The organism is Salinibacter grassmerensis, assembly GCF_947077765.1.
Classification (GTDB): domain Bacteria; phylum Bacteroidota; class Rhodothermia; order Rhodothermales; family Salinibacteraceae; genus Salinibacter; species Salinibacter grassmerensis.
In genome coordinates this window covers 61,606-81,845 of the sequence record NZ_CAMTTF010000002.1, presented here as the reverse complement: position 1 = coordinate 81,845, position 20,240 = coordinate 61,606, and the positions used below count along the sequence as shown (strand labels likewise).

Sequence of the window (20,240 nt, the reverse complement as noted above, 5' to 3'; positions counted from 1 at the left end):
CGGCGGACGCGCCTCGCTTCTCAGCGGCCCAGGCGGCTCAGATGTTGCCCTTGTTGCGCTGGTCGATGATGTACTCGGAGGTGCGCATCGAGAGGGCGAGGATCGTCCAGGTCGGGTTCTTGTGCGGCATCGACGTAAACGGCCCGGCGTCGGCCACAAATAGGTTGTCCACGTCGTGGGCCTGGCACTGGGCATTGAGCACCGAGGTGTCTGGATCGGCCCCCATCCGGGTCACCCCTGATTCGTGGATGATCTCTCCCGGCATGGTAATGCCATAGCCGTCCTCCTTGCTCGGCACCGACCCGAGCGGCTCGGCCCCGGCCGACCGCAGAATCTCTCGTCCCTTCTCCTGCATGTGCTTGACCTGCAGGTACTCCTCCTCTCCCCAGGAGTGGTTGAAGCGCAGCACCGGAATGCCGTACTCGTCCCGGGCGTCCGGATCGATCTCACAGTAGTTGTCCCGGCGGGCAATCGACTCGCCCCGCCCGGACATCCCGACCGTCGCCCCGTAGAAGCGGCGGTAGTCGTTCTTGAGCTGTTGGCCGTAGCCGCCCCCGCCCTTTGTCTTGGTCTCCTCGTCGCCGGGAAACATGCCGTTGAGATTTTGAATGCCGCTTCCGAAGCCGTAGCCCGGCATCCCACGCCCGCCCCACAGCTCGAAGTGGTAGCCCCGCGGAAAGTCGAGGTCCTGATCGTGGGCCCACCACGGGATGTAGGAGTGCATGCCCCCGACCCCATCGCAGTTGTGGGCCGGCTGGTCCATCAGCTGCGGGGCCACCCCCATAACGGTCGACCCCGTCGAGTCCATCAGGTAGCGCCCAACCGCGCCGCTGGAGTTGGCCAGGCCGTTGGGGTGCTGGCGGGACGTGGAGTTTAGCAGGAGGCGGGCCGACTCACACGCACTGGCGGCTAGGACCACCACGTCGGCTTTTACCTTCTGCTCCCGCCGGCTCTGGGTGTCGACGTAGGAAACACCGGTGGCCTGCCCCTCCTGATCGGTGGTCACCTCCCGGGCCATCGCGTGGGTGATCAGGGTCACATTGCCGGTTTGGAGGGCCGGGTCCAGCAGCACCGGCGGCGCTGAGAAGTTCGAGTGCGTCGTGCAGCCCCGGTTGCACTGCGCGCAGTAGTGGCAGGGCGCCCGTCCGTTGTGTTGCTCGGTGAGGATCGAGAGGCGGGACGGAATGACCGGCACGCCGACGTCCTCCGCTCCTTGCTTGATGAACTTCTCGTAGCAGCGAGGCTCGGGCGGCTTCATAAAAATCCCGTCGGGGGAGTTGTAAAATCCTTCCTCCGACCCGAAGAGGCCAATCAGCCGGTCGACCCGGTCGTAGTAGGGCTTCAGGTCCTGGTAGTCGATGGGCCAGTTCTGCCCGTGGCCGTCGACGCTCCGTCCGTTGAAGTCGTCCGGTCCGAAGCGGAGAGAAATGCGGCCCCAGTGGTGCGTGCGCCCCCCCAGCATCCGAGCCCGGAACCAGTTCCAGCTGGTGTCCTCGGCGGTCGTGTACGGCTCTCCCTCGATGTCCCACCCCCCAAGACACGCGTCCATCTCTCCGAAGGGCCGCGCCTTCGTCGACGCCCCCCGGCGGGGCGAGGAGTAGTTCCAGTCGAACATCGCCCCGTCCTCCTCGACGCTCCATTCCGGGCCGGCCTCCAGAACCACGACATCGGCCCCGGCCTCCGCCAGCACCTTCGCGGCCATGCTGCCCCCCGCGCCGGAGCCAACAATGCAAACATCGTAGGTGTCGGGGGTCTCCTGAACAAAAGGCATGTAGAGGACGGGACGTGAGATAAGTAGCGCATCTGAAAGAAGGTAATTACGGGGTGGATTCAGACGCAACCAAATGCCCCGTTTTAGAGCGGTGCATCGAAATTTGGAACCGGTTCCGGGTGTTTTGCGATCTGGAAGCGGTCCCGAACTTCTCTCGATATTGTTACGGCGATCCCCGTCTTCTATCATACAGGATCCGAGCGCTGCGTCTCACTGCGCGTTCCTCCCTCCCCAAACCACCGCCGTCTCCCGAGCCATGGACTCGTACTCCCCCCCGGCCAACGCCTCCGAACACGCCACCCGGCCCGACACACAACACGAGCGGGTCGAAACCCTCATCTTTGATGACCCGGCCGAGATGGCCCATCGCGTGGCCCGGCGCATCGCCACCCTGATCGAAGAGCGACAGGCCGTCGACCAGCAGGCGGTCTTGGGCCTGCCGACCGGGTCTACCCCCATTGGCGTATACCAGGAGCTCGTTCGGATGCACCAGGAGGATGGGCTTGATCTCTCGAACGTGGTGACGTTCAACCTCGACGAGTACTACCCCATGGATCCGAATAGCCTGCAGAGCTACCACCGGTTCATGCAGGAGAACCTCTTCAACCACGTCAACATCCCGACGGACCAGATCCACATTCCCCGCGGCGACATTCCCCCGGACGCCGTGGAGCGTCACTGCGTGGAGTACGAGCACGAGATCGAGAAGGCCGGCGGGATCGATCTCATGCTGCTCGGCATCGGGCGCTCCGGCCACGTGGGCTTCAACGAGCCGGGCTCCGGGCACCAGACGCGCACCCGCCAGGTCATCCTCGACGAAATCACGCGCAAGGACGCTGCGAGCGACTTTTTCGGGGAATCCAACGTGCCTCAGGAGGCGATCACGATGGGCGTGGGCACCATTCTCGACTGCGACGAGATTGTGCTCATGGCCACGGGGGAGCACAAGGCCCCCATCGTGAAGCGGGCGGTGGAGGAGCCCCCGTCCCGCGAGGTGACGGCCAGTTACCTGCAGGACCATCCCAACGCCACCTTTTATCTCGACCGGGCGGCCGCGGGCGAGCTCACGCGGGAAAAGATGCCGTGGCGCGTCCGCGAGGTCGACTGGACCGACCAGAAGGCCAAGCGCGCCGTCATTTGGCTGTCCGAGACGCTCGACACCCCAATCCCTCGCCTCGAGGCGTCCGACTACTACCAGAATCAGCTTCATAGCCTGGTTCACCGCTACGACGACGTCGACGATCTGGCCCGGGAGGTCTTCGAGGACCTACGCCAGCGCATCACGTACCGCGAAAACCTCCTCTCCGACGAGCGCGTCCTCATCTTCAGCCCCCACCCGGACGACGACGTAATCTCGATGGGGGGCATGTTCGACAAACTCGTGTCGAACGGCAACGACATCACCGTCTCGTACATGACGAACGGGTCGGTGGCCGTCTTCGATGCCGATGTGCGCCGCTACCTCCGCTTCGTCGGCCTCAGCAGCGATGCGCTCAACATGAGCGCCGAGGATCTGTCGGGTTTCCGCGACCGGCGTGAGGAGATCGAGACCTTTTTCGCCGAGAAGGACCCGGCGGAGGTGGATCCGCCGGAGGTGCAAACCCTCAAGTCCCACATCCGGTACGGCGAGGCCATCGCGGCGATCGAGGTGATGGGCCTGGACGCCGACCACGCCGAGTTCCTGGACATGCCCTTCTACAAGACCGGACGCGTGCGCAAGGACCCCATTACGGAGGCGGACGTGGAGGTCGTGCACAACCTGCTTACGGAGGTCGAGCCCACCCACATTTTCGTCGCCGGCGACCTCTCGGACCCCCACGGCACGCACCGGATGTGCTATAAGGCCATCAAGGAGGCGCTCCACCGGTACAACGACGACGCCACCGTGCCGGCCGGCGCGAACGGGGAGGCCTCCACGACGAACGAGACGGCCCGTCCCCAACCCCTCGTGTGGCTCTACCGGGGGGCCTGGCAGGAGTGGCCGCTCCACGAGGCCGACGTGTTCACCCCACTCTCCAAGGCGGATCTCGACCGCAAGGTCGAGGCCATCTTCAAGCACGAGAGCCAGAAGGACCGGGCGATGTTTCCGGGGGCCTACGACGACCGTGAATTTTGGGAACGGGCTCGCGACCGAAACCGCGACACCGCCGACGCCCTGAACGGCCTGGGGCTTCCGGAATTCTACGCCGCCGAGGCGTTCGTAACGACCTACGACATGCCCTGATGCCCCTGAGTCCACACGCCTCTGGTAGCCCGGCCATCTAGCCAGGAGACCAGGAAGGGACACCACGCAGCCCTTCCACCATGCGCGGCGACGCCGCTCCCGGTGCTACTTCGATCATCATCGCGCCCCCATGCCTGCTTCGACCCGACGCACTTTTCTGAAGACCTCCGCCGCCCTTGCCCTCGGCACCGCCTTTCCCGCGGGGGGCTATGCTTCCGATCACAACCCCGCCCCCGCCCGAAGCGAGGGGGGCGCCACGGGAAATGCGCCCCTCTACCGAATCTCCCTCGCGCAGTGGTCCCTTCATCGAGCCCTCTTCGACGGCGACCTCGACAATCTCGACTTCGCCCGCACGGCCCGCGAGGAGTTTGACATCGGGGCCATCGAGTACGTCAACCAGTTCTTCATGGACCGGGCGACGGACGCACAGTACCTACAGACAATGAAGACGCGTGCCGAGGACGCGGGCGTGCAGAGCCTGCTCATCATGTGCGATGGGGAGGGCGCGCTCGGACACCCGGACGCGGCGGAGCGAACGACCGCCGTGGAGAACCACCACAAGTGGGTCGAGGCGGCCGCGACGCTGGGATGCCACGCCGTTCGCGTGAACGCCCGGACGATGGAAGCGGGATCCCCCACCGAGCAGCAGAAGCGGGCGGCCGATGGGCTTCGTCGCCTCACCGCGTTTGCCGCCGAGCGGGACATCAATGTACTCGTGGAGAACCACGGCGGCCTCTCGTCCGATGGCGAGTGGCTCGCCGGCGTCATGAACGAGGTGGACCGTAAGCACTGCGGCACGCTCCCGGACTTCGGCAACTGGCAGATCCGCGAGGGGGAATCCTACGACCCGTACGAGGGTGTCCGCGACCTCATGCCCCACGCGAAGGCCATCAGCGCGAAGACGCATGCCTTCGACGACCAGGGGCGGGCGACAGGCCTCGACTACACGAAGCTGATGCGCGTCGTGCTCGACGCAGGGTACCGGGGCCACGTGGGGATCGAGTACGAGGGCGACGACCTGAGCGAGCGGGCCGGCATCCGGGCCACGAAGCAGCTCCTCGTCGACGTGCGCAGTCGACTTGAGCGTGAGTACGCCCGATCAACTGAGGAGTAGAGGAATCCGGCGGGCCAGTCGCCGGCCCCGTGGGTCGGGGGGCACAGCCGCGGGAGGCGACGATTGATAATCGACGTTCACGGCACGCGTGTGGGCCGATTTCAGTCGCTCGCGCAGGGGACAGCCCCCGTGCCGGCCGTCCGCCCAACACCTCCCCGCCTCGTCGAGAAGCACCCGGCGTTTGAGATCGACGGGACAGCGCACGATGTTTGACTGCACGGCAGATGTCCATCCGCACCTCGGTGCTCGCGTTCCTATTTGGGGGCGCTTTGGAAGCGGTTTCTCGTCTCCTCGTCGCGACCCGGCCTTTCGCCCTCTTCTTCCGAACACTCGTTTCACCCACCCCAAAGCTCTTCATGGCGCTCGACCGAACAATTCGCTACGGCATGGTAGGGGGCGGGCCGGGGGCCTTCATTGGCGCCGTGCACCGCTCCGCCGCCGCCCTGGACGGCGAGATGGACCTCGTCGCCGGGGCCTTCTCCTCCGATCCCGAGAAGTCCCAGGACCAGGGCGACAGCCTGCACCTCGACCCCGACCGGGTTTACGACACCTACGAGGAGATGGCCGACGCGGAGGCCGAGCGGCCCGACGGCATCGACGTCGTCTCCATCGTCACGCCCAACTTCCTGCACCACGACGTGGCCCGCACCTTCATCGACCGGGGCTTTCACGTCATCTGTGACAAGCCGATGACGACCACCCTCGAGGACGCCGAAGACCTGTGCCGGCGTGTCGACGAGCAGGACGTGGTCTTCTGCCTCACGCACAACTACGCCGGCTACCCGCTGGTGAAGCAGGCCCGGGCACTCGTAGAACAGGGCCGCCTCGGCGACCTACGCAAGATCGTGGTGGAGTACCCACAGGGCTGGCTGAACCGCCGACTCGAGGAAGAGGGCAACAAGCAGGCCTCGTGGCGGACCGACCCGGAGAAGGCCGGTGCCGGCGCGCTGGGCGACATCGGCACCCACGCCGAGCACCTGGCCCGCTACGTGACGGGCCTGTCCCTGGAGCGCATGTGTGCCGACGTGGGGACGGTCGTGGAGGGGCGCCCCGTCGACGACGATGCCAGCATCCTTGCCCGCTACGAGGGGGGAGTGCGCGGCCTCCTCCACTTCTCACAGATCTCGGCCGGGGAGGAAAACAACCTTCGCCTGCGCGTCTACGGAACCGAGGCCGGGCTCGACTGGCGCCAGGAGGACCCGCATCGGTTGACCCTCCTCACCGACATCAACGGCGAGGCCCCCCAACAAATCTTCAGCCACGGCCGCGCCTCCCTCGCCGACTCGGTGCAGCCGTTCATCCGCACCCCGCAGGGCCACCCCGAAGGCTTCATTGAGGCCTTCGCCAACATCTACCGGAGCGCGGCTCACGCCATCGCGGCCCACGAGGCCGGCGTGGAGCCTGAGCCGTGGGCCCGAGACTTCCCGACGGTGCAGGACGGGGCCGCCGGCGTCCACTTCATCCACACCGCACTCGAAAGCAGCGAGCAGGAGGCCTGGGTCGACGCCGCCTACACGGCCCCGCATGCCTGACGCTTTTCGTTCCGCATCACATCCCTGTGGCTGTCGATCATCCGTTACGGATCGACGCCCAAACGCATACACGGTTTCTTTGTCACCCCCCTGTACCACCATGACCAAACACACGATGCTAGCGGCCACGATTCTTGTTGCACTTTCGTCCGCCCTGCTTCTGGTTGCGCCCGCAAGCGCCCAGAACATGGACGCCCCCAACACACTGACGCCGGAGGAACGGGCCGACGGCTGGACGCTGTTGTTCGATGGGGAGACGACCGAGGGATGGCGCGGATACAACGATGAGGCCTTCCCCGAGACCGGATGGAGGGTTGAGGACGGCGTCCTCACCATCGAGGGCTCCGACGGCGGCGTGGGCGGATCGGGGGGCGATATTATCACGACCGAGACGTACGAGGACTTCGTCCTCAAGCTGGAGTGGAAGATCTCTGAGGGCGGCAACAGCGGCATCTTCTACCGCGCAATCGAACAGCCGGACCAGCCCATCTACTGGTCGGCCCCGGAGATGCAGGTCCTAGACAACGCCAACCACCCGGACGCGACCCGGGGCGAGGACGGCAACCGAAAGTCCGGGTCGCTCTACGATCTGATTCCGGCCGATCCCCAGCCGTTCTCCGGCCACGGCGAGTGGCAGGACGTCATGATCGTCGTCGAGGGCAGCCACGTGGAGCACTGGCTCAACGGCCAGAAGGTGCTGGCGTACGAGACGTGGACCCCCGACTGGTACCGGATGATTCGCGACAGCAAGTTCCGGGACCACCCGGAGTTTGGAGATGCGCGCGAGGGCTACATTGGTCTTCAGGACCACGGAACGACGGCTCACTTCCGCAACATCAAGATCAAGGAGCTCTAGCCGCACGGCGGCCGTGTGCACGTGGCGCCCTGCCGTCTGCCTTCTCGGCTGCGGCGCTTCGGTATTGCGCTTCCCGCGACCGTTCAATCACAGACACCGACACGATGGATCGACGCACGTTTTTGAAAGGGTCCGCCCTGACCGCCGCAGGCCTTAGCGTGGTGCCCCGCCACGTGCTGGGCGGCGCCGGCCACCAGCCCCCGAGCGACACCCTCAACATCGCCGGCATTGGCGTTGGGGGGCGGGGCACCAGCAACATGAACGCGATGACGAGCGAGAACATCGTTGCCGTCTGCGACATCGACTTCGACCACGTCGACCAGTCGCTTCGCGACGGAGACGGCAATGTTGCAGACGGGCTTGAGGCCCTGCACGAGGCGTACGAGCAGGCCGAGCGCTACGCCGACTACCGCCGCATGTTTGACGACCTGGGGGATGAGATCGACGGGGTCGTCATCTCGACCCCGGACCACCTCCACGCCGTCGCCGCGCAGGAGGCGATGCAGCGCGGGCTGCACGTCTACGTCGAGAAGCCACTGACCCGGACCGTTCGGGAAGCACGGACGCTGATGGAGACGGCCGACGAGATGGATGTCGTGACCCAGATGGGCAATCAGGGCCACACCCACCCCGACGGGCGCCGCGCGATCGAGTGGGTGTGGGACGGAGCCATCGGCTCGGTGCAGGAGATTCACGCCTGGACCGACCGCCCGGCCAGGTGGTGGCCGCAGGGCGTCTCCCGCCCGGAGGACTCGATGTCGCCCCCCGACGCGGTCAACTGGGACCTCTTCCTGGGCCCGGCCCCGGAGGTCTCCTACCACGAGGCCTACCACCCGTTCGACTGGCGTGGATGGGTCGACTACGGCACCGGCGCCCTGGGCGACATGGGGGCGCACCTCATCGACCACGCGATGTGGGCCCTCGACCTGGGCTCCCCGACGGAGGTATGGGGCTCGTCGAACGCCTTTGGCATGCACGGGGATGAGCGTGTCTCCTGGCCCACCGCCGAGACGATGCACTACACATTTGGCCGGGGCGGCCGGGACCCAGTCCACCTGACCTGGTACGACGGCGGCCTGCTGCCGCCACGCCCGCAGGCCCTCCCGAACGACGTGCCCCTGGTGCGGGAGCTCGGCGCGGACGAGGAGGGGCCCCCGCCGTCCTGGGGCGGCGCGATCTGGGTGGGAGACGAGGGCATTTTGATGCACGACACCTACGGCCGGAACCCTCGCCTCTACCCCACGGAACTGGAGGCCCAGTACAGCACCGCCCCCCGGCAGCTTCCCCGTGTCGGCACGGGCCATCAGATGAACTGGGTGGAGGCCTGCAAGGGGCAGGCCGAGGCGACGTGTCCCTTCGACTACGCAGCCCCGCTGACGGAGACGCTCCTTCTGGGAGTGGTGTCCCTCCAGGCCGGAACCCCGGTACGGTACGACCCGCGCTCCATGAGCATTCCCAACGCGCCGGAGGCGGAGCATTACCTGCGCCGGGACTACCGTGGGGAGTGGTCGCTGTAGCGCCCAGGCGAATTCTGTCGTCGTTTGTCCTCACTCATGCCCCCGCCCCAATGTCCTACCGGCCCGTCACCCTCTTCACCGGACAGTGGGCCGACCTGCCCCTCCGCACCCTCGCCGAAAAGGCTGCGGGCTGGGGCTACGACGGCCTGGAACTGGCCTGCGCGGGCGACCACTTCGATGCCGCACGGGCCGTGAACGAAGACGGCTACGTCCGCAACAAGCGCAACCAACTAGAGGCGCACGACCTGGACGCCTGGGCCCTCAGTCAGCACCTGGTGGGCCAGGCCGTGAGCGACCGCATCGACGCGCGCCACGAGGCCGTACTGCCGGAGCGCGTGTGGGGCGACGGCGATCCCGACGGCGTAACGCGGCGCGCCATCGAGGAACTGAAGCGCACCGCCACCGCGGCGCGCACGCTCGGGATCGACGTGGTAACCGGCTTCACCGGCTCCCCCGTCTGGCACCTGCTGTACGCCTTTCCGCCCACCCCGCAGTCGATGATCGACGAGGGGTACGAGGCGTTCGCCGACCAGTGGATGCCCATCCTCGATGCCTTCGCGGACGAGGGCGTGCAGTTCGCCCTGGAGGTGCACCCCACCGAAATTGCGTTCGATCTCAGCACGGCCCAGCGTACCCTCGCCGCCCTTGACGGGCACTCGGCGTTTGGCTTCAACTACGATCCCAGCCACCTCGGCTACCAGGGCGTCGATTACCTCGCCTTTCTGGACCGGTTTGCCGACCGCATCGACCACGTCCACATGAAGGACGTCTGGTGGGCCGACGGGCGGCGGGAGGCCGGGGTCTTCGGCGGCCACCTGCCGTTCGGACACGAGGATCGCTACTGGGACTTTCGCTCCATCGGCCGCGGCAAGATTGACTTCGAGGCGATCACCCGCCGCCTCAACCGGATCGGCTACGACGGCCCCCTCTCCGTCGAGTGGGAAGACAGTGGCATGGAGCGGGAGCACGGGGCCGCGGACGCCCTCGGGCGGGTCCGCGCCGTCGACTTTCCGCCCCCCGACGCCGGCTTCGAGGCGGCGTTCGGGGAGGAGTAGCACTCCGCCTGGCCCTCCACGCGGCAGCCACACTGCGCTACCTCTCGCCCTCGTCACGCAGGCGACGGGACACGAGCATGCAAAGGGCCCCCAGCGTGGGGTCGTCGAGCGCGTAGTAGACGTGCACGCCGTCGCGCCGCCGCGTCAGTAGCCCCTCCTCCGCCATCAGGCCGAGGTGCTTGCTGACGTTGGACTGCCGGATGCCGGTCGCCTCCACCAGCTCGCCAACCGGCTGCTCTCCCTCTGCGTGCAACGCGTTGAGCAACCGGAGCCGAGCCGGCACGCCGAGCACGCCGAAACGGCGCGCCACGGCCTCAATCTCGTCGGGCGGAAGCAAGGAACGATCCATGGGGCGAGTGCAGGGGCGCAACGGACGCGCCTCAGGCGGAGGGCTAAAAAGTGAGGTGGAGGCGCGCGTTCAGGGTCCGCGGGGTAAGGCGCTTGGGGACGCGCTGGAAGTTGTTCGTCCAGCTGTAGTCGACGGTGTTGTCCATGTCGAAGAGATTGAGGACCTCGAGCGTGAGCTCCAGGTGGACGGGCCCGCCGATTCCGCTTTGGGCGAGCTCGATGCGCTTCGTCGCCCCCACGTCCACGCGCCGGTAGGCCGGGAGCCGCCCGCTCATCCGGTCGCCCGGAATGCGGGTTTCGGCCCCGCCCGGGGTCTCTGGGCCCGGACTGGTGGGGGTGTACGGCAGTCCACTGCCGTACAGCAGGCGCATGTGTACCTTCCAGGACTGATCCCCCGGCACGTAGTCCTGCACGAACGCCGAGAAGGTGTGGCGCTGATCGGCGGGGCGGGGCAAGAGCCCCGTTCGGTTCCCCCGAAACTCTTCGGAGAAGCCCCCCGGGGCCTGCGCCGCGTACCGCTCCAGCGCCGCGTCCGTGAACCGCTCGCGGGATACCAGATAGCTGTAGTTGAACCAGCTCTCCAGGCCGGGCACGAGCTCTCCCCGAAGCTGGAAGTCCAGCCCGTAGGTGTACCCGTAGGTATCGTTCTGCCCGGAATAGTTCACCCGCACATCCTCAATGGTGTAGGAAATCAAGTCGTCGAGGTCCTTGTAGTACGCCTCGGCCCGCAGATACAGCCGCCGATCGGGGAAGAAGTACTCCCCGCCAAATACGTACTGCACCGACCGCTGCGACCGGATGTCCCGATTTTGGTCCAGCGCGTCCCGAATCGACGAGCTGTCCGACGGGGTGCCGCGAAGCTCCCGGTAGGTCGGCTTCTGGTGATAAATCCCCCACGCCCCCGTGAGGGTGAGACGGTCGGTGGCTACGAAGCGGCCCGACAGACGTGGGGAGATGGTCCACTCGTCGTTGAACGAGAAGTAGTCGGCCCGCACTCCGCCCGTAACGGTGAGCCGGCCGTCGGTGGGGAGCACATCCACGGCGTCCTGAAGGTGAGCCCCAAACTGATGCTCGTCGAATATCGCACTGTCGTCGAGCTGGTCGACCAGCGTGGAGTCCTGACCGTCCAATCGCCCGTCGATCGTGGTCCGCTCGTTGAGGTTGTCGTCGAAGTGGAGGCCCCGTAGGTGCCAGCCGCCCTTCAGCGTCTGTCGGTCGAGATCCCATTCGTAACGCCCCCGCCCGGTTCGACGCTGCACCTCTACGGAATTGTCGGCAAACCGGGTCACCGTAGACTCTCCTTGAAGCACACTGGTACAGTTTGACGGATTGTCCCCCGCCGTCGGATCGACCTGACAGACCCGCCGCCGGCTTTGGATATTGAAGGCCTCAGTCTCCCGCGTCCCGAAGTAGGCCACGTCGTGCTCCATCGAGAGCCGGTCGGAGAGGTCCGTGTGGAGCCGCACGCCCCCAAACGTGGTGGTGTACCCGTCCGTGCGGGCCCCGTTTAGGCTGGCCCGAAGCGCCTTGAAGTCGGAGGGCCGCTCCGGGTCGAGACTGATGACCCCGAAGTAGGTGGTCCGCTCCTCAGGCTCCAGTTCAAAGGTGTTGTCGGCCCAGATGCCAAGGGCCTCCACCGAGACGCGATCGGAGAACCGGTAGGACACCGTGCCCTGCAGGTCGGTAAAGCGGGGGCTGTAGTCGCCCTTTAGGTCCTGCGTCCCAAAGAACCGGCCGGGCTGTGCCCGCCGCATCCCGAAGGCCCACCCGAGGTCGCCCCCCAAGGCCGACGACTGAAGATGCGCACTGGCGTCGAGCGTGGAGAGGTCGACCGACCCGCTCAGGGGCTCGGCCTTCGGCTGCGCATACTGCACGTCCAGTGCGGAGGAGAGCTTGCCCCCGTACTCGGGCGGAAAGCCGCCCGTGTAGAACGTGATGTCCGACGCGAGGGCCGGGTTCAACAGCCCCATCCCCTCCTGCTCACCCTGCCGGGGCCGGAAGGGAAAGAAAATCTCGAAGCCGTTGATAAAGACGAGGTTCTCGTTGTACCCCCCGCCGCGCACCGAATACTGCTGGGTCAGCTCGCTGTTGGTTGCCACTCCTGGTGTGGTCTTGAGGGCCCGGAAACCATCCTTGAAGGGCGTGGGCATGTTCTGCACATCGGCCGGATCCACCTCGTACACGCCGGGCCGATCGGGAACGGCCCCCTCCGTCACCGTCAGCTCGTCCATTTTCAAGATGGTGGAGGCCAAGGTTGCGTCGAGCCGCGTCGTCCCCTCCACCACCGTCACCGAGTCGACGCGCGTGGCAAAGCCGATCGCCGAGAAGCGGAGCGTGTAGCGGCCCGTGGGAAGCTCCAGGCGGTACCGGCCGTTGGCCCCGGTGGCCGTGCCGAAGTCGGTGCCCTCTACCAGAACCGTCACGCTCGGCAGGGGCGCCCCCTGTACCGAGTCCGTGACGGTGCCCGTGACGGTGCCCCAGGTCTGGGCGTGGACGGGCGTGGCCCCCAGGAGCCAACAGCAGGCCGCAAGGATGAAAACGCGGTGCAGGCGCATGGGCGATGGAGTACGGTCGGTGATCTAGGGAGTGCCGTATCAGTCCGTCAGAGGGCACGGGGAGATGATGGGACAGAGCGACGAACGAGCCGTGGGCCGGTAGGCGCGTTTGTTAAGAAACGAAACAATGCAGTGTGATCCAACTCCCTGCATTTTTCCGCTTACACCCCGATCACGCCCGACACGGCAACCAGTTCCAGGTAGGGCGCCACGAGCCCCATCCCCGTTCCCGCCACGGCCTGGGCCAGGGTGTGCGCCCGGCTCCGAACGCGCGCCCAGAGGATGAGTCCGGCCAGCCCCACCCCCCCGACCAGCACCGCAGGCCCTGCGGGGGCGGCCGTGAGAAGCTGCCCGGGCACGTGCCCCTGGACGAAGGCAAGGGTTGAGACGGCCCCGGCCACCGACGCACAGTGCACCGAGATTTTCCAGCGGGTGGTAATGAGAAAGAGGAAAGTCGTGTTGAGGGCGTGGCACGCCACCAGCGCCGCCAGTAGCCAACGCCCCGCAACGTCGACGCCCAGCACCGTGGCCAGTGCCGTCCCGCTGGCCCCGAGCGCCACCAGGAACGGCTCGGTGCGCTTCGTCCGGTCCCGGATCTCCAGCGACTCGATCCGCCCCTGCAGGCGCATCCCTCCCACGTATGCGAGCGGCACGACGGACAGAAACACGAATCCAATTCCTGCCCCCCACGCCACGTCGGCCCAGGGCGCCCCCACATGGGCCAGCACCAATCCGTACACCAGCGGGGGCAGGGCGAGGGGACTCACCACGTAGCTCACGGCCACAGCCGCCCACAGGCCAACCCCGCCGGACGCATCGGTCTGGGACACAGTGGGATCGGGGGACAGGTTGGGAAACGCCATGGATCTACATTGGCGGGATTCCAGTCTGCCGGGGCGCTACATCAGCACCACGGCCGCGAGGGCGAGCACGATGAACCCGATCAACAGCATGATCGAGTACACGAACAGCAGGAGGAATGCCTTGATCGTCGATTTGATAAGGCCCTGATCGTAGACGTGTCCCATCGCGACGACGAGGTACAAGAGGGGCGCCAACTCAACCCAGGTCGCCGCGGTCTGGACCCACGGGGCCTCAATCTCGCCGAGAAGAATTCCGACGGTAAAGGCGAAAAAGGCAAATGCGTGCAGGTGGAGGCTGAAGATAAGATGCTCCACGTAGAGACGCCCCCGCCGGATGTAGAGCAGCTTGAGCAGAAAGGCAAAGACGGGCAGCATCAAGAACATGACGTAGGGCCCCCGGTCAATCATGCTTCCGATCAGGTCTCGGGGGTTCCGAATGGCGTCGGCGATCTTCGCCCGGAGGAGTGGCTCCAGGCGTGCCTGTGTCTCCGAGTCCCCAAACAGCACATCCACTGTGCCTGGGTTCTGACGAAACGACCGCGCCCATCGCTCTCGCTGCTCCGGATTGCCCATGAACCAGGGCGCCGAGGCCACTGCGGTCGTGTCCATTCCGGCCGCTACCGTCCCCGCCTGGAGCGTGTCCGCCTGCGCAGGGGACATCTGCGGGTTGAAGGGCACCTGGAAGCCCCCTCCGGCGGTGAGGGCAAGAACGGTGAACAGGACGAATGTCGTAAACAGGTACAGCCGGAAGGGCCGGATGTAGCGCTTGCGCCGCCCGTTGATGTACTCTTTCGTGAGCCGACCGGGCAGAAACAGGAACTTGGGCAGGGTCCAGAGCACCCGCATGTCGAGCTCAATGACGGCCTCCAGTGCCTCATTAAGCATGTGCCAGATGGGAACGACCCGTTCGGCGGCCCGCTGCCCGCACTTTGAACAGTACGGCCCGTGCAGGAGTGCACCGCAGTTCTCGCACTGGTCTTCGAGGGGACCCGACGAGGAGGATGCGCCCGGGTCAGTCGGGTCGGACGACGAATCGGAGGGCGGTGTCTCTCGCTCATCCTCGGCCTCGACGTCCGGCTCTTCGTCGAGGTCGGCCATCGCTTCAATCTGCGCCAGGGCGTCCTCGGCCGCGGCCCGGGCCTCGTCCGGGTCCGACGCAGACTGTCCAGACGGGCCCTCGTCGCCGAGACCTCCCGAAGGATCGTCTTCGGGGCGGCCGGACTCAGAGCCGAGCGGCGGAGTGCTCATCGTGACCGAAGGCAGTAGGCGGTGATTGACGGACGGGCGCTCCCTTCGTCCCTTTCAACCACGCACAGCACCAGAAAATGTTACGGCGGTGCATATTTCTGGAGCGTCTCAGAGGGCTCCCCTCCTCCGCCGTGCACAATCAGGACGCCGCTAGTATGCCTGCGCGAACAGCACGCGGCCGTCCGAGGGCTCGCCCGTGAGCATGTCTTCTCCCTCCTCGTGGTCCTCACGGTCGAAGGGAATGAGGCGGATGGTCGCGGAGGTCTCCTCCTGGATCCGCTCTTCGGTCTCCGGCGTGCCGTCCCAGTGGGCCCACGCGAAGCCCCCACGCCCAATGACCTCCCGGAACTCGTCGTAGTCCTCAGCGACGCGGGTGTTGTCTGCCTGTCGGTCCTGTGCCCGTTCGTAGAGGGAATGCTGAATGTCGTCGAGCGCGTCGGACACGCGCTCCGCGATGCCGGCCTGTGGCACCACCTCCTTCTCCTGCGTGTCGCGGCGGGCCATCTCCACGTTGTCGTTTTCCAGGTCGCGCGGCCCGATGGCGAGACGGAGCGGCACGCCGCGCAGTTCGTGTTCGCTGAAGCGCCAGCCCGGACTCTGCGTGTGATTCTGGTCCATCTTCACGCGGATGCCGTGGTCCTCCAACATCTCCTGCAGGCGCTCGCACTTCTCCATCACCGGCCCCTCCTGGTCGTCGTCGAAGAAGAGGGGCACGATCACGACCTGATGCGGCGCCAGCTTAGGGGGCAAGACGAGGCCCTGATCATCGGAGTGGGTCATGATAAGGCCGCCGATCAGGCGGGTCGACACGCCCCACGAGGTGGCCCACACGTGCTCCTCCTCGTTGTTCTCGTTGGTGAAGGTGCAATCGAAGGCCTTCGCGAAGTTCTGGCCCAGAAAGTGGCTCGTGCCGGCCTGTAGCGCCTTGCCGTCCTGCATCATCGCCTCGATGCAGTAGGTGTCCACTGCCCCGGGAAAGCGCTCACTCTCCGTCTTCCGCCCCTGAAGCACCGGCATCGCCATGTACTCTTCGGCGAAGGTGGTGTAGACGTCGAGCATCCGCTCGGCCTCCTCGACCGCCCCCGTCTCCGTGGCGTGGGCGGTGTGCCCCTCCTGCCACAGGAACTCGGCGGTGCGCAGGAAGAGGCGCGGCCGCATCTCCCACCGGACGACATTGGCCCACTGATTGTACAGGAGCGGCAGGTCGCGGTACGACTGGATCCACTTCGAGTACGTATCCCAGATGATGGTCTCGGAGGTGGGGCGCACAATGTAGTTCTCGCCCAGCTCCGACTCCGGGTCGGGAATCAGGTCGCCGTCCTCGTCCTCCGTGAGGCGGGAGTGGGTCACCACGGCGCACTCCTTCGCGAACCCCTCCACGTGCTCGGCCTCCCGTTCCATGTAGCGCTCCGGGATGAAGAGCGGGAAGTAGTAGTTTTCGTGGCCCGTGTCCTTGAACATCTGGTCCAGCTGGTCGCGCATGTTCTCCCAGAGGGCCATGCCGTTGGGCTTGATGATCATGCACCCACGGGCGGGGGAGTTTTCGGCCAGTTGGCCGTTGCGCACGACGTCCTGGTACCACTGCGAGTAGTCTTCATCACGGGGCGTGACTGCGTCTGCCATGTTTTCGGGGCGTTGAGGACCGATGAGAAGCGAGCGAGGGACGAGGCCCTGAGGCAACGCACGTTGGACGTCGCCTTGGGGTTTAGTGACACAAATTTGAATATAGGAATCCTATCCCGCAGATATCAACGGGCCGGGGCGGTGTTCACGGCGATCGCATTTCGGGCCAGCGAGCAACTCAACGTCCGTCGACCATGCGTCTTCCCATATCACCGGCCTGTCTTCGCCATTCTTGTTACTTTCGGGTCGGTTCCAGCGGCTACAAAGATCAGAAGGTGTAGACAGAACCATCTGCGTTCCATGTTTCCATCCGGTAGTACGACCACGCTGCACCGCTGCAACTTTTGGCATTCCGCGGCGTGTCACTAGTCCCAAATGCTCTAACAACTACCTGCGGCTGAAGGTGTCCCACTATGGCATACGTTGACTGGTTTCGCCCCTCCTCACCACGCTACATGGGATTCATTCTCGTCCTCGGCGCTTTGGCTTTTGGCCTCACGGGCTGTTACACCCAGCTGAAGGTCGCCGACACGTCTACGGACCGGCAGGTGGAGCAGCAGAAATCTGAGGAGCCGTACGCTGAGGAGTACGCCGACGAGTATCGGCGCGAGTACCGCCGGGAGACTCGTCGGCAAACCAAGCTGAAAAAGACCGCGCAGCACGAATACAACTACCACTTTTACGACCGGGGCGTGACGTATAGCCGGTTGGATTACGATCCGTTCTTTCACGACCCGTTCTTTCACGACCCGTTCTTTCACGATCCGTTCTACCACCGCCCGTACGGCTCACAGTTTTCGTTCTCTTTCCGCTTCGGAACGCCGTACGTTTCCGTACGGCCGCGGTACCATCGGTCCCTCTACGTTGACCCGTTCGGGCGACCGCTTTACGGGTACCGGTATGGGGTCGTCTCTCCCGTCGGGTCCGCCTACGGGTTCGGCTACGGCAGTTCGTATTACGTGGGAACCCTAGAGGATGAGACACAAGGGCGGGACTATCGCCCGCGGGGTGGAACGGTGGGCCAAGGCGTCCCGAATGGCGACCGTCGTGGGACACGGTCTCGAAGCGATAACCGGGCGGTGGCGACCCGCCAGGCCGAATCGGACGGGCGTATTGGTCCGCGCTCGTCGGACAGGCGCGAGGCAGCACGGCGGTCAAGGTCGAGACGCACCGACCGAAGCCGACGCGCCCGCTCGGCACGGAGTGAACGGCCCCGGTCGTCAAGCGGACGCATCGGCCGCCGCACCGTGGACCGAGACCGCACGGTGGTGAACCGCCCCCTTCGAAACCGATCGCGCTCACGCGGCACCCGGCGAAACCGCCGGGCCGGCGACTCGGAGGTGCGGCGGTCCAGTCGCTCCTCAGACCGAGACGCTCGTCGACAGGCGCGACGGCGGTCTTCGGATTCAAACGACAGACGAGCACGGTCGGGCCAGCAGTCGGACCATGAGGGCTCTCGGTCAAGCCGCGGCTCCCGCTCCAACGAGGACGGCGGCGAGCGGCTTCTCCTGGATCGTTATACCCCGGATCGCCTCGATATCGACCGCTACGAGCAGCAGCGAAAACGCCTTCGGCAGGAGCAGCGGGCGTCCCGTCGCACCCTGAACTGGAGACACTCCCAGTCCGAGGCCGCTGGTTTCGCCGATCGGACCGATCCCTTCTCGTTCGAGCGATCTCGTTCCTCGAGCCGCTCGCGCTCACAGTCAACCTCTCGGTCGTCGCGGTCTTCCTCCCGTGCGGAGTCATCGCGCTCGGACCGCTCGTCTTCGGCCTCCCGGGGCTCGCGGTCGTCCCGGTCGGATCGAGGAGGGTCGGATCGCAACAGCCGGAGTGATGAGGACGATCAGTAGCGCTCACGTCGCATTCGGGACGGAAGCCGCCTTTCATCTCTCTGGCTCTCAGACCCACCCTGTCACACAGCAACACCCGTTCTATGCCTTCGCGGTCGTTTTGCTCTCGACTCTCCCTGCTCCTCCTCGTTGGCGTTCTCGGGTGGTTTCCGTCGATCGCCGCCGCACAAACAGCGGATGATGCGTACCGCTTCTCAAATCGATTTCCGGCGGTGGGCACACGTGCGACCGGGATGAGCGGCGCTGGCGGCGTAGGCGGGTGGGCCGACCCGAGTGCGCCCTACACCAACCCGGCGGGCCTTGGATACTACCAGGCGTCGGAGATCAGTGGGAGCCTCAGCGGACTGCTCAGTCGAGATGAATCCACCTATCAGCCTTCCTCCCAGAACACCGGCAATAATGCGACTACGCGGCTCGGCCACCTCACGGGAATCTACAATGTGGATACGAAACAGGGATCGCTCGTCTTTGCGCTCGGCTTCAACCGGACATCTGCGTTCGACCGGGAGCTGACGTACAGCGGCGAAAGTTCTGCCAGCTCGATCACAGATACGTTTCTGCCGTTCGGAGAGGAATTCGACGCCTCAGAGGACAACGGCACCATCAACATTGATGTCTTTCCCGTCATCCCCTTCGTCGCCTTCCAAGCAGGGGCCATTGAATTTTTCAACTCTCGATTTCAGAACGACCAGTATCCATTTCTTCAGGCCGTTGCCCCAGGCCGAAGCATCCAGCAAGACGGGACGGTGACACGGGGCGGTTCCATGAACGAATTCAGCTTCGCCGGCGCTGCTGAAGTAGCCCCAGACGTAATGATTGGAGGATCCGCCAATATCTCGTACGGCACGTACGTTTTCGAGAATGAACTGACGGAGACGGCGACCAATCCCGGCTCCAGCGACGGGTACTCCGTCGTCGTGGGCAACAGACTACTGGAGGGCTTCCGGAGCATGCTCTTCCGAGAGCGATTCACCTCCGACCTTACGGGCTTCAACCTTCGTCTCGGCCTCTCGGCTAGTGCAGCCAAGCACGTTCGGCTCGGGTTCACGGTAGAGACCCCCACCTGGTACTCCATTGACGAGACGTTCACGGACGCGTTTATTCGTACCGAGTTCGGAAATGGGTCGCTGACCTACGGCGACGATTCCGACGAAGACGCCGCCCGGGGGGAATTTCAGTACGAGTTGCAAACTCCGTGGCGCCTCAGCACGGGCGTGAGCTACACGCGCGACCCGTTTCTGATCTCGGCCGACGTAGAGTTCGTTGACTGGTCACAGACAAGTCTCGATGCCGACGAGACGGAGTTCGACGTGACGAACGAGAATCTTGAGGAATACGACTACGTGGTTAACTGGCGGGGCGGCATCGAGTACCGTTCGGAAAACGGCCTCTCCCTGCGGACCGGGATCGCGTACCGTCCGGGGGCTCGTGGGTTTGACTTCACCCTCGCCAGTGGAGAAGAAACCGATCGTTCACGCTTGTTCTTATCGGCAGGGGCTGGTGTCCCGTTGAGCGAGCGGCTTTCCCTAAATGCCGCCTGGATGCAGGAGCGCTCGAAGGACCAGTTTGTCCCCTACTCGAGCGTGACGCCCCCCGACGAGTCCGAAGCGATTGACGTTCCGTTCATCGACGAAGATGTCATCCGGAACCAAGTTCGGGTGGGCTTTCGCTATTCGTTCTAAGC

14 protein-coding genes are annotated in these 20,240 nt (G+C 65.4%); 8 read left to right on the top strand and 6 right to left on the bottom strand.

The genetic code is table 11. The annotated features are described in order from the left end of the window. Nucleotides 1-37: 37 nt before the first annotated feature. The gene (locus tag OJB03_RS04620) at nt 38-1,771 is read right to left on the bottom strand and encodes a GMC family oxidoreductase (RefSeq protein WP_263785627.1); all 1,734 of its coding nucleotides are present in this window, start codon (nt 1,769-1,771) and stop codon (nt 38-40) included. Between the two features lie 256 nt (nt 1,772-2,027). On the opposite strand from OJB03_RS04620, the gene nagB reads away from it, so the two are divergent. From nagB to OJB03_RS04590, 6 genes are all read left to right on the top strand, one after another. Further along, nucleotides 2,028-3,995, top strand: a complete 1,968-nt coding sequence (gene nagB / locus OJB03_RS04615) for a glucosamine-6-phosphate deaminase (protein ID WP_263785626.1) — start codon at nt 2,028-2,030, stop codon at nt 3,993-3,995. A gap of 130 nt (nt 3,996-4,125) precedes the next feature. Continuing rightward, nucleotides 4,126-5,109 (top strand): sugar phosphate isomerase/epimerase family protein, encoded by a 984-nt coding sequence (locus OJB03_RS04610; protein ID WP_263785625.1) that lies wholly within the window; start codon nt 4,126-4,128, stop codon nt 5,107-5,109. 224 nt (nt 5,110-5,333) lie between these two features. After that, entirely contained in the window at nt 5,334-6,641 is a 1,308-nt protein-coding gene (locus OJB03_RS04605; protein WP_263785624.1) for a Gfo/Idh/MocA family protein, read from the top strand. Between the two features lie 100 nt (nt 6,642-6,741). Further along, a complete protein-coding gene (locus tag OJB03_RS04600) occupies nt 6,742-7,497 on the top strand; it encodes a 3-keto-disaccharide hydrolase (RefSeq protein WP_263785623.1) in 756 nt (251 codons plus the stop codon). A gap of 104 nt (nt 7,498-7,601) precedes the next feature. Then, nucleotides 7,602-9,014 carry a Gfo/Idh/MocA family protein gene (locus tag OJB03_RS04595; protein WP_263785622.1) on the top strand — a complete coding sequence of 471 codons (1,413 nt, stop codon included), beginning with the start codon at nt 7,602-7,604 and terminating at the stop codon, nt 9,012-9,014. A 50-nt stretch (nt 9,015-9,064) separates the two neighbouring features. Further along, a complete protein-coding gene (locus OJB03_RS04590; protein ID WP_263785620.1) occupies nt 9,065-10,069 on the top strand; it encodes a sugar phosphate isomerase/epimerase family protein in 1,005 nt (334 codons plus the stop codon). 37 nt (nt 10,070-10,106) lie between these two features. On the opposite strand, the gene OJB03_RS04585 is transcribed toward OJB03_RS04590, so the two are convergent. The 5 genes from OJB03_RS04585 to proS form a co-directional block, all read right to left on the bottom strand. Next, nucleotides 10,107-10,418: an ArsR/SmtB family transcription factor gene (locus OJB03_RS04585; RefSeq protein WP_263785618.1), complete on the bottom strand. Its 312-nt coding sequence runs from the start codon at nt 10,416-10,418 to the stop codon at nt 10,107-10,109. A 43-nt stretch (nt 10,419-10,461) separates the two neighbouring features. Beyond that, on the bottom strand, nt 10,462-12,972 hold the full coding sequence (locus OJB03_RS04580) for a TonB-dependent receptor (protein ID WP_263785616.1): 2,511 nt from the start codon (nt 12,970-12,972) through the stop codon (nt 10,462-10,464). Nucleotides 12,973-13,133: 161 nt separating this feature from the next. Next, complete coding sequence (locus tag OJB03_RS04575; RefSeq protein WP_263785614.1) at nt 13,134-13,835, bottom strand: hypothetical protein; 702 nt, start codon at nt 13,833-13,835, stop codon at nt 13,134-13,136. 36 nt (nt 13,836-13,871) lie between these two features. Continuing rightward, nucleotides 13,872-15,083, bottom strand: coding sequence for a DUF3667 domain-containing protein (locus OJB03_RS04570; protein WP_263785611.1), 1,212 nt, complete (start codon nt 15,081-15,083; stop codon nt 13,872-13,874). 150 nt (nt 15,084-15,233) lie between these two features. Further along, complete coding sequence (gene proS, locus OJB03_RS04565; protein WP_263785609.1) at nt 15,234-16,706, bottom strand: proline--tRNA ligase; 1,473 nt, start codon at nt 16,704-16,706, stop codon at nt 15,234-15,236. 455 nt (nt 16,707-17,161) lie between these two features. On the opposite strand from proS, the gene OJB03_RS04560 reads away from it, so the two are divergent. Then, nucleotides 17,162-18,556 (top strand): hypothetical protein, encoded by a 1,395-nt coding sequence (locus OJB03_RS04560; RefSeq protein ID WP_263785607.1) that lies wholly within the window; start codon nt 17,162-17,164, stop codon nt 18,554-18,556. 83 nt (nt 18,557-18,639) lie between these two features. After that, the gene (locus OJB03_RS04555) at nt 18,640-20,238 is read left to right on the top strand and encodes an OmpP1/FadL family transporter (protein WP_263785605.1); all 1,599 of its coding nucleotides are present in this window, start codon (nt 18,640-18,642) and stop codon (nt 20,236-20,238) included. Nucleotides 20,239-20,240: the final 2 nt, after the last annotated feature.

What these genes read in the sequence shown, in the direction of transcription:
- OJB03_RS04585 (WP_263785618.1), bottom strand. Translation starts at nt 10,418, where the DNA reads ATGGATCGTTCCTTGCTTCCGCCCGACGAGATTGAGGCCGTGGCGCGC.
- nagB (WP_263785626.1), top strand. Translation starts at nt 2,028, where the DNA reads ATGGACTCGTACTCCCCCCCGGCCAACGCCTCCGAACACGCCACCCGG.
- OJB03_RS04590 (WP_263785620.1), top strand. Translation starts at nt 9,065, where the DNA reads ATGTCCTACCGGCCCGTCACCCTCTTCACCGGACAGTGGGCCGACCTG.
- OJB03_RS04560 (WP_263785607.1), top strand. Translation starts at nt 17,162, where the DNA reads ATGGGATTCATTCTCGTCCTCGGCGCTTTGGCTTTTGGCCTCACGGGC.
- proS (WP_263785609.1), bottom strand. Translation starts at nt 16,706, where the DNA reads ATGGCAGACGCAGTCACGCCCCGTGATGAAGACTACTCGCAGTGGTAC.
- OJB03_RS04595 (WP_263785622.1), top strand. Translation starts at nt 7,602, where the DNA reads ATGGATCGACGCACGTTTTTGAAAGGGTCCGCCCTGACCGCCGCAGGC.
- OJB03_RS04580 (WP_263785616.1), bottom strand. Translation starts at nt 12,972, where the DNA reads ATGCGCCTGCACCGCGTTTTCATCCTTGCGGCCTGCTGTTGGCTCCTG.
- OJB03_RS04555 (WP_263785605.1), top strand. Translation starts at nt 18,640, where the DNA reads ATGCCTTCGCGGTCGTTTTGCTCTCGACTCTCCCTGCTCCTCCTCGTT.
- OJB03_RS04600 (WP_263785623.1), top strand. Translation starts at nt 6,742, where the DNA reads ATGACCAAACACACGATGCTAGCGGCCACGATTCTTGTTGCACTTTCG.
- OJB03_RS04610 (WP_263785625.1), top strand. Translation starts at nt 4,126, where the DNA reads ATGCCTGCTTCGACCCGACGCACTTTTCTGAAGACCTCCGCCGCCCTT.
- OJB03_RS04575 (WP_263785614.1), bottom strand. Translation starts at nt 13,835, where the DNA reads ATGGCGTTTCCCAACCTGTCCCCCGATCCCACTGTGTCCCAGACCGAT.
- OJB03_RS04570 (WP_263785611.1), bottom strand. Translation starts at nt 15,083, where the DNA reads ATGAGCACTCCGCCGCTCGGCTCTGAGTCCGGCCGCCCCGAAGACGAT.
- OJB03_RS04605 (WP_263785624.1), top strand. Translation starts at nt 5,334, where the DNA reads ATGTCCATCCGCACCTCGGTGCTCGCGTTCCTATTTGGGGGCGCTTTG.
- OJB03_RS04620 (WP_263785627.1), bottom strand. Translation starts at nt 1,771, where the DNA reads ATGCCTTTTGTTCAGGAGACCCCCGACACCTACGATGTTTGCATTGTT.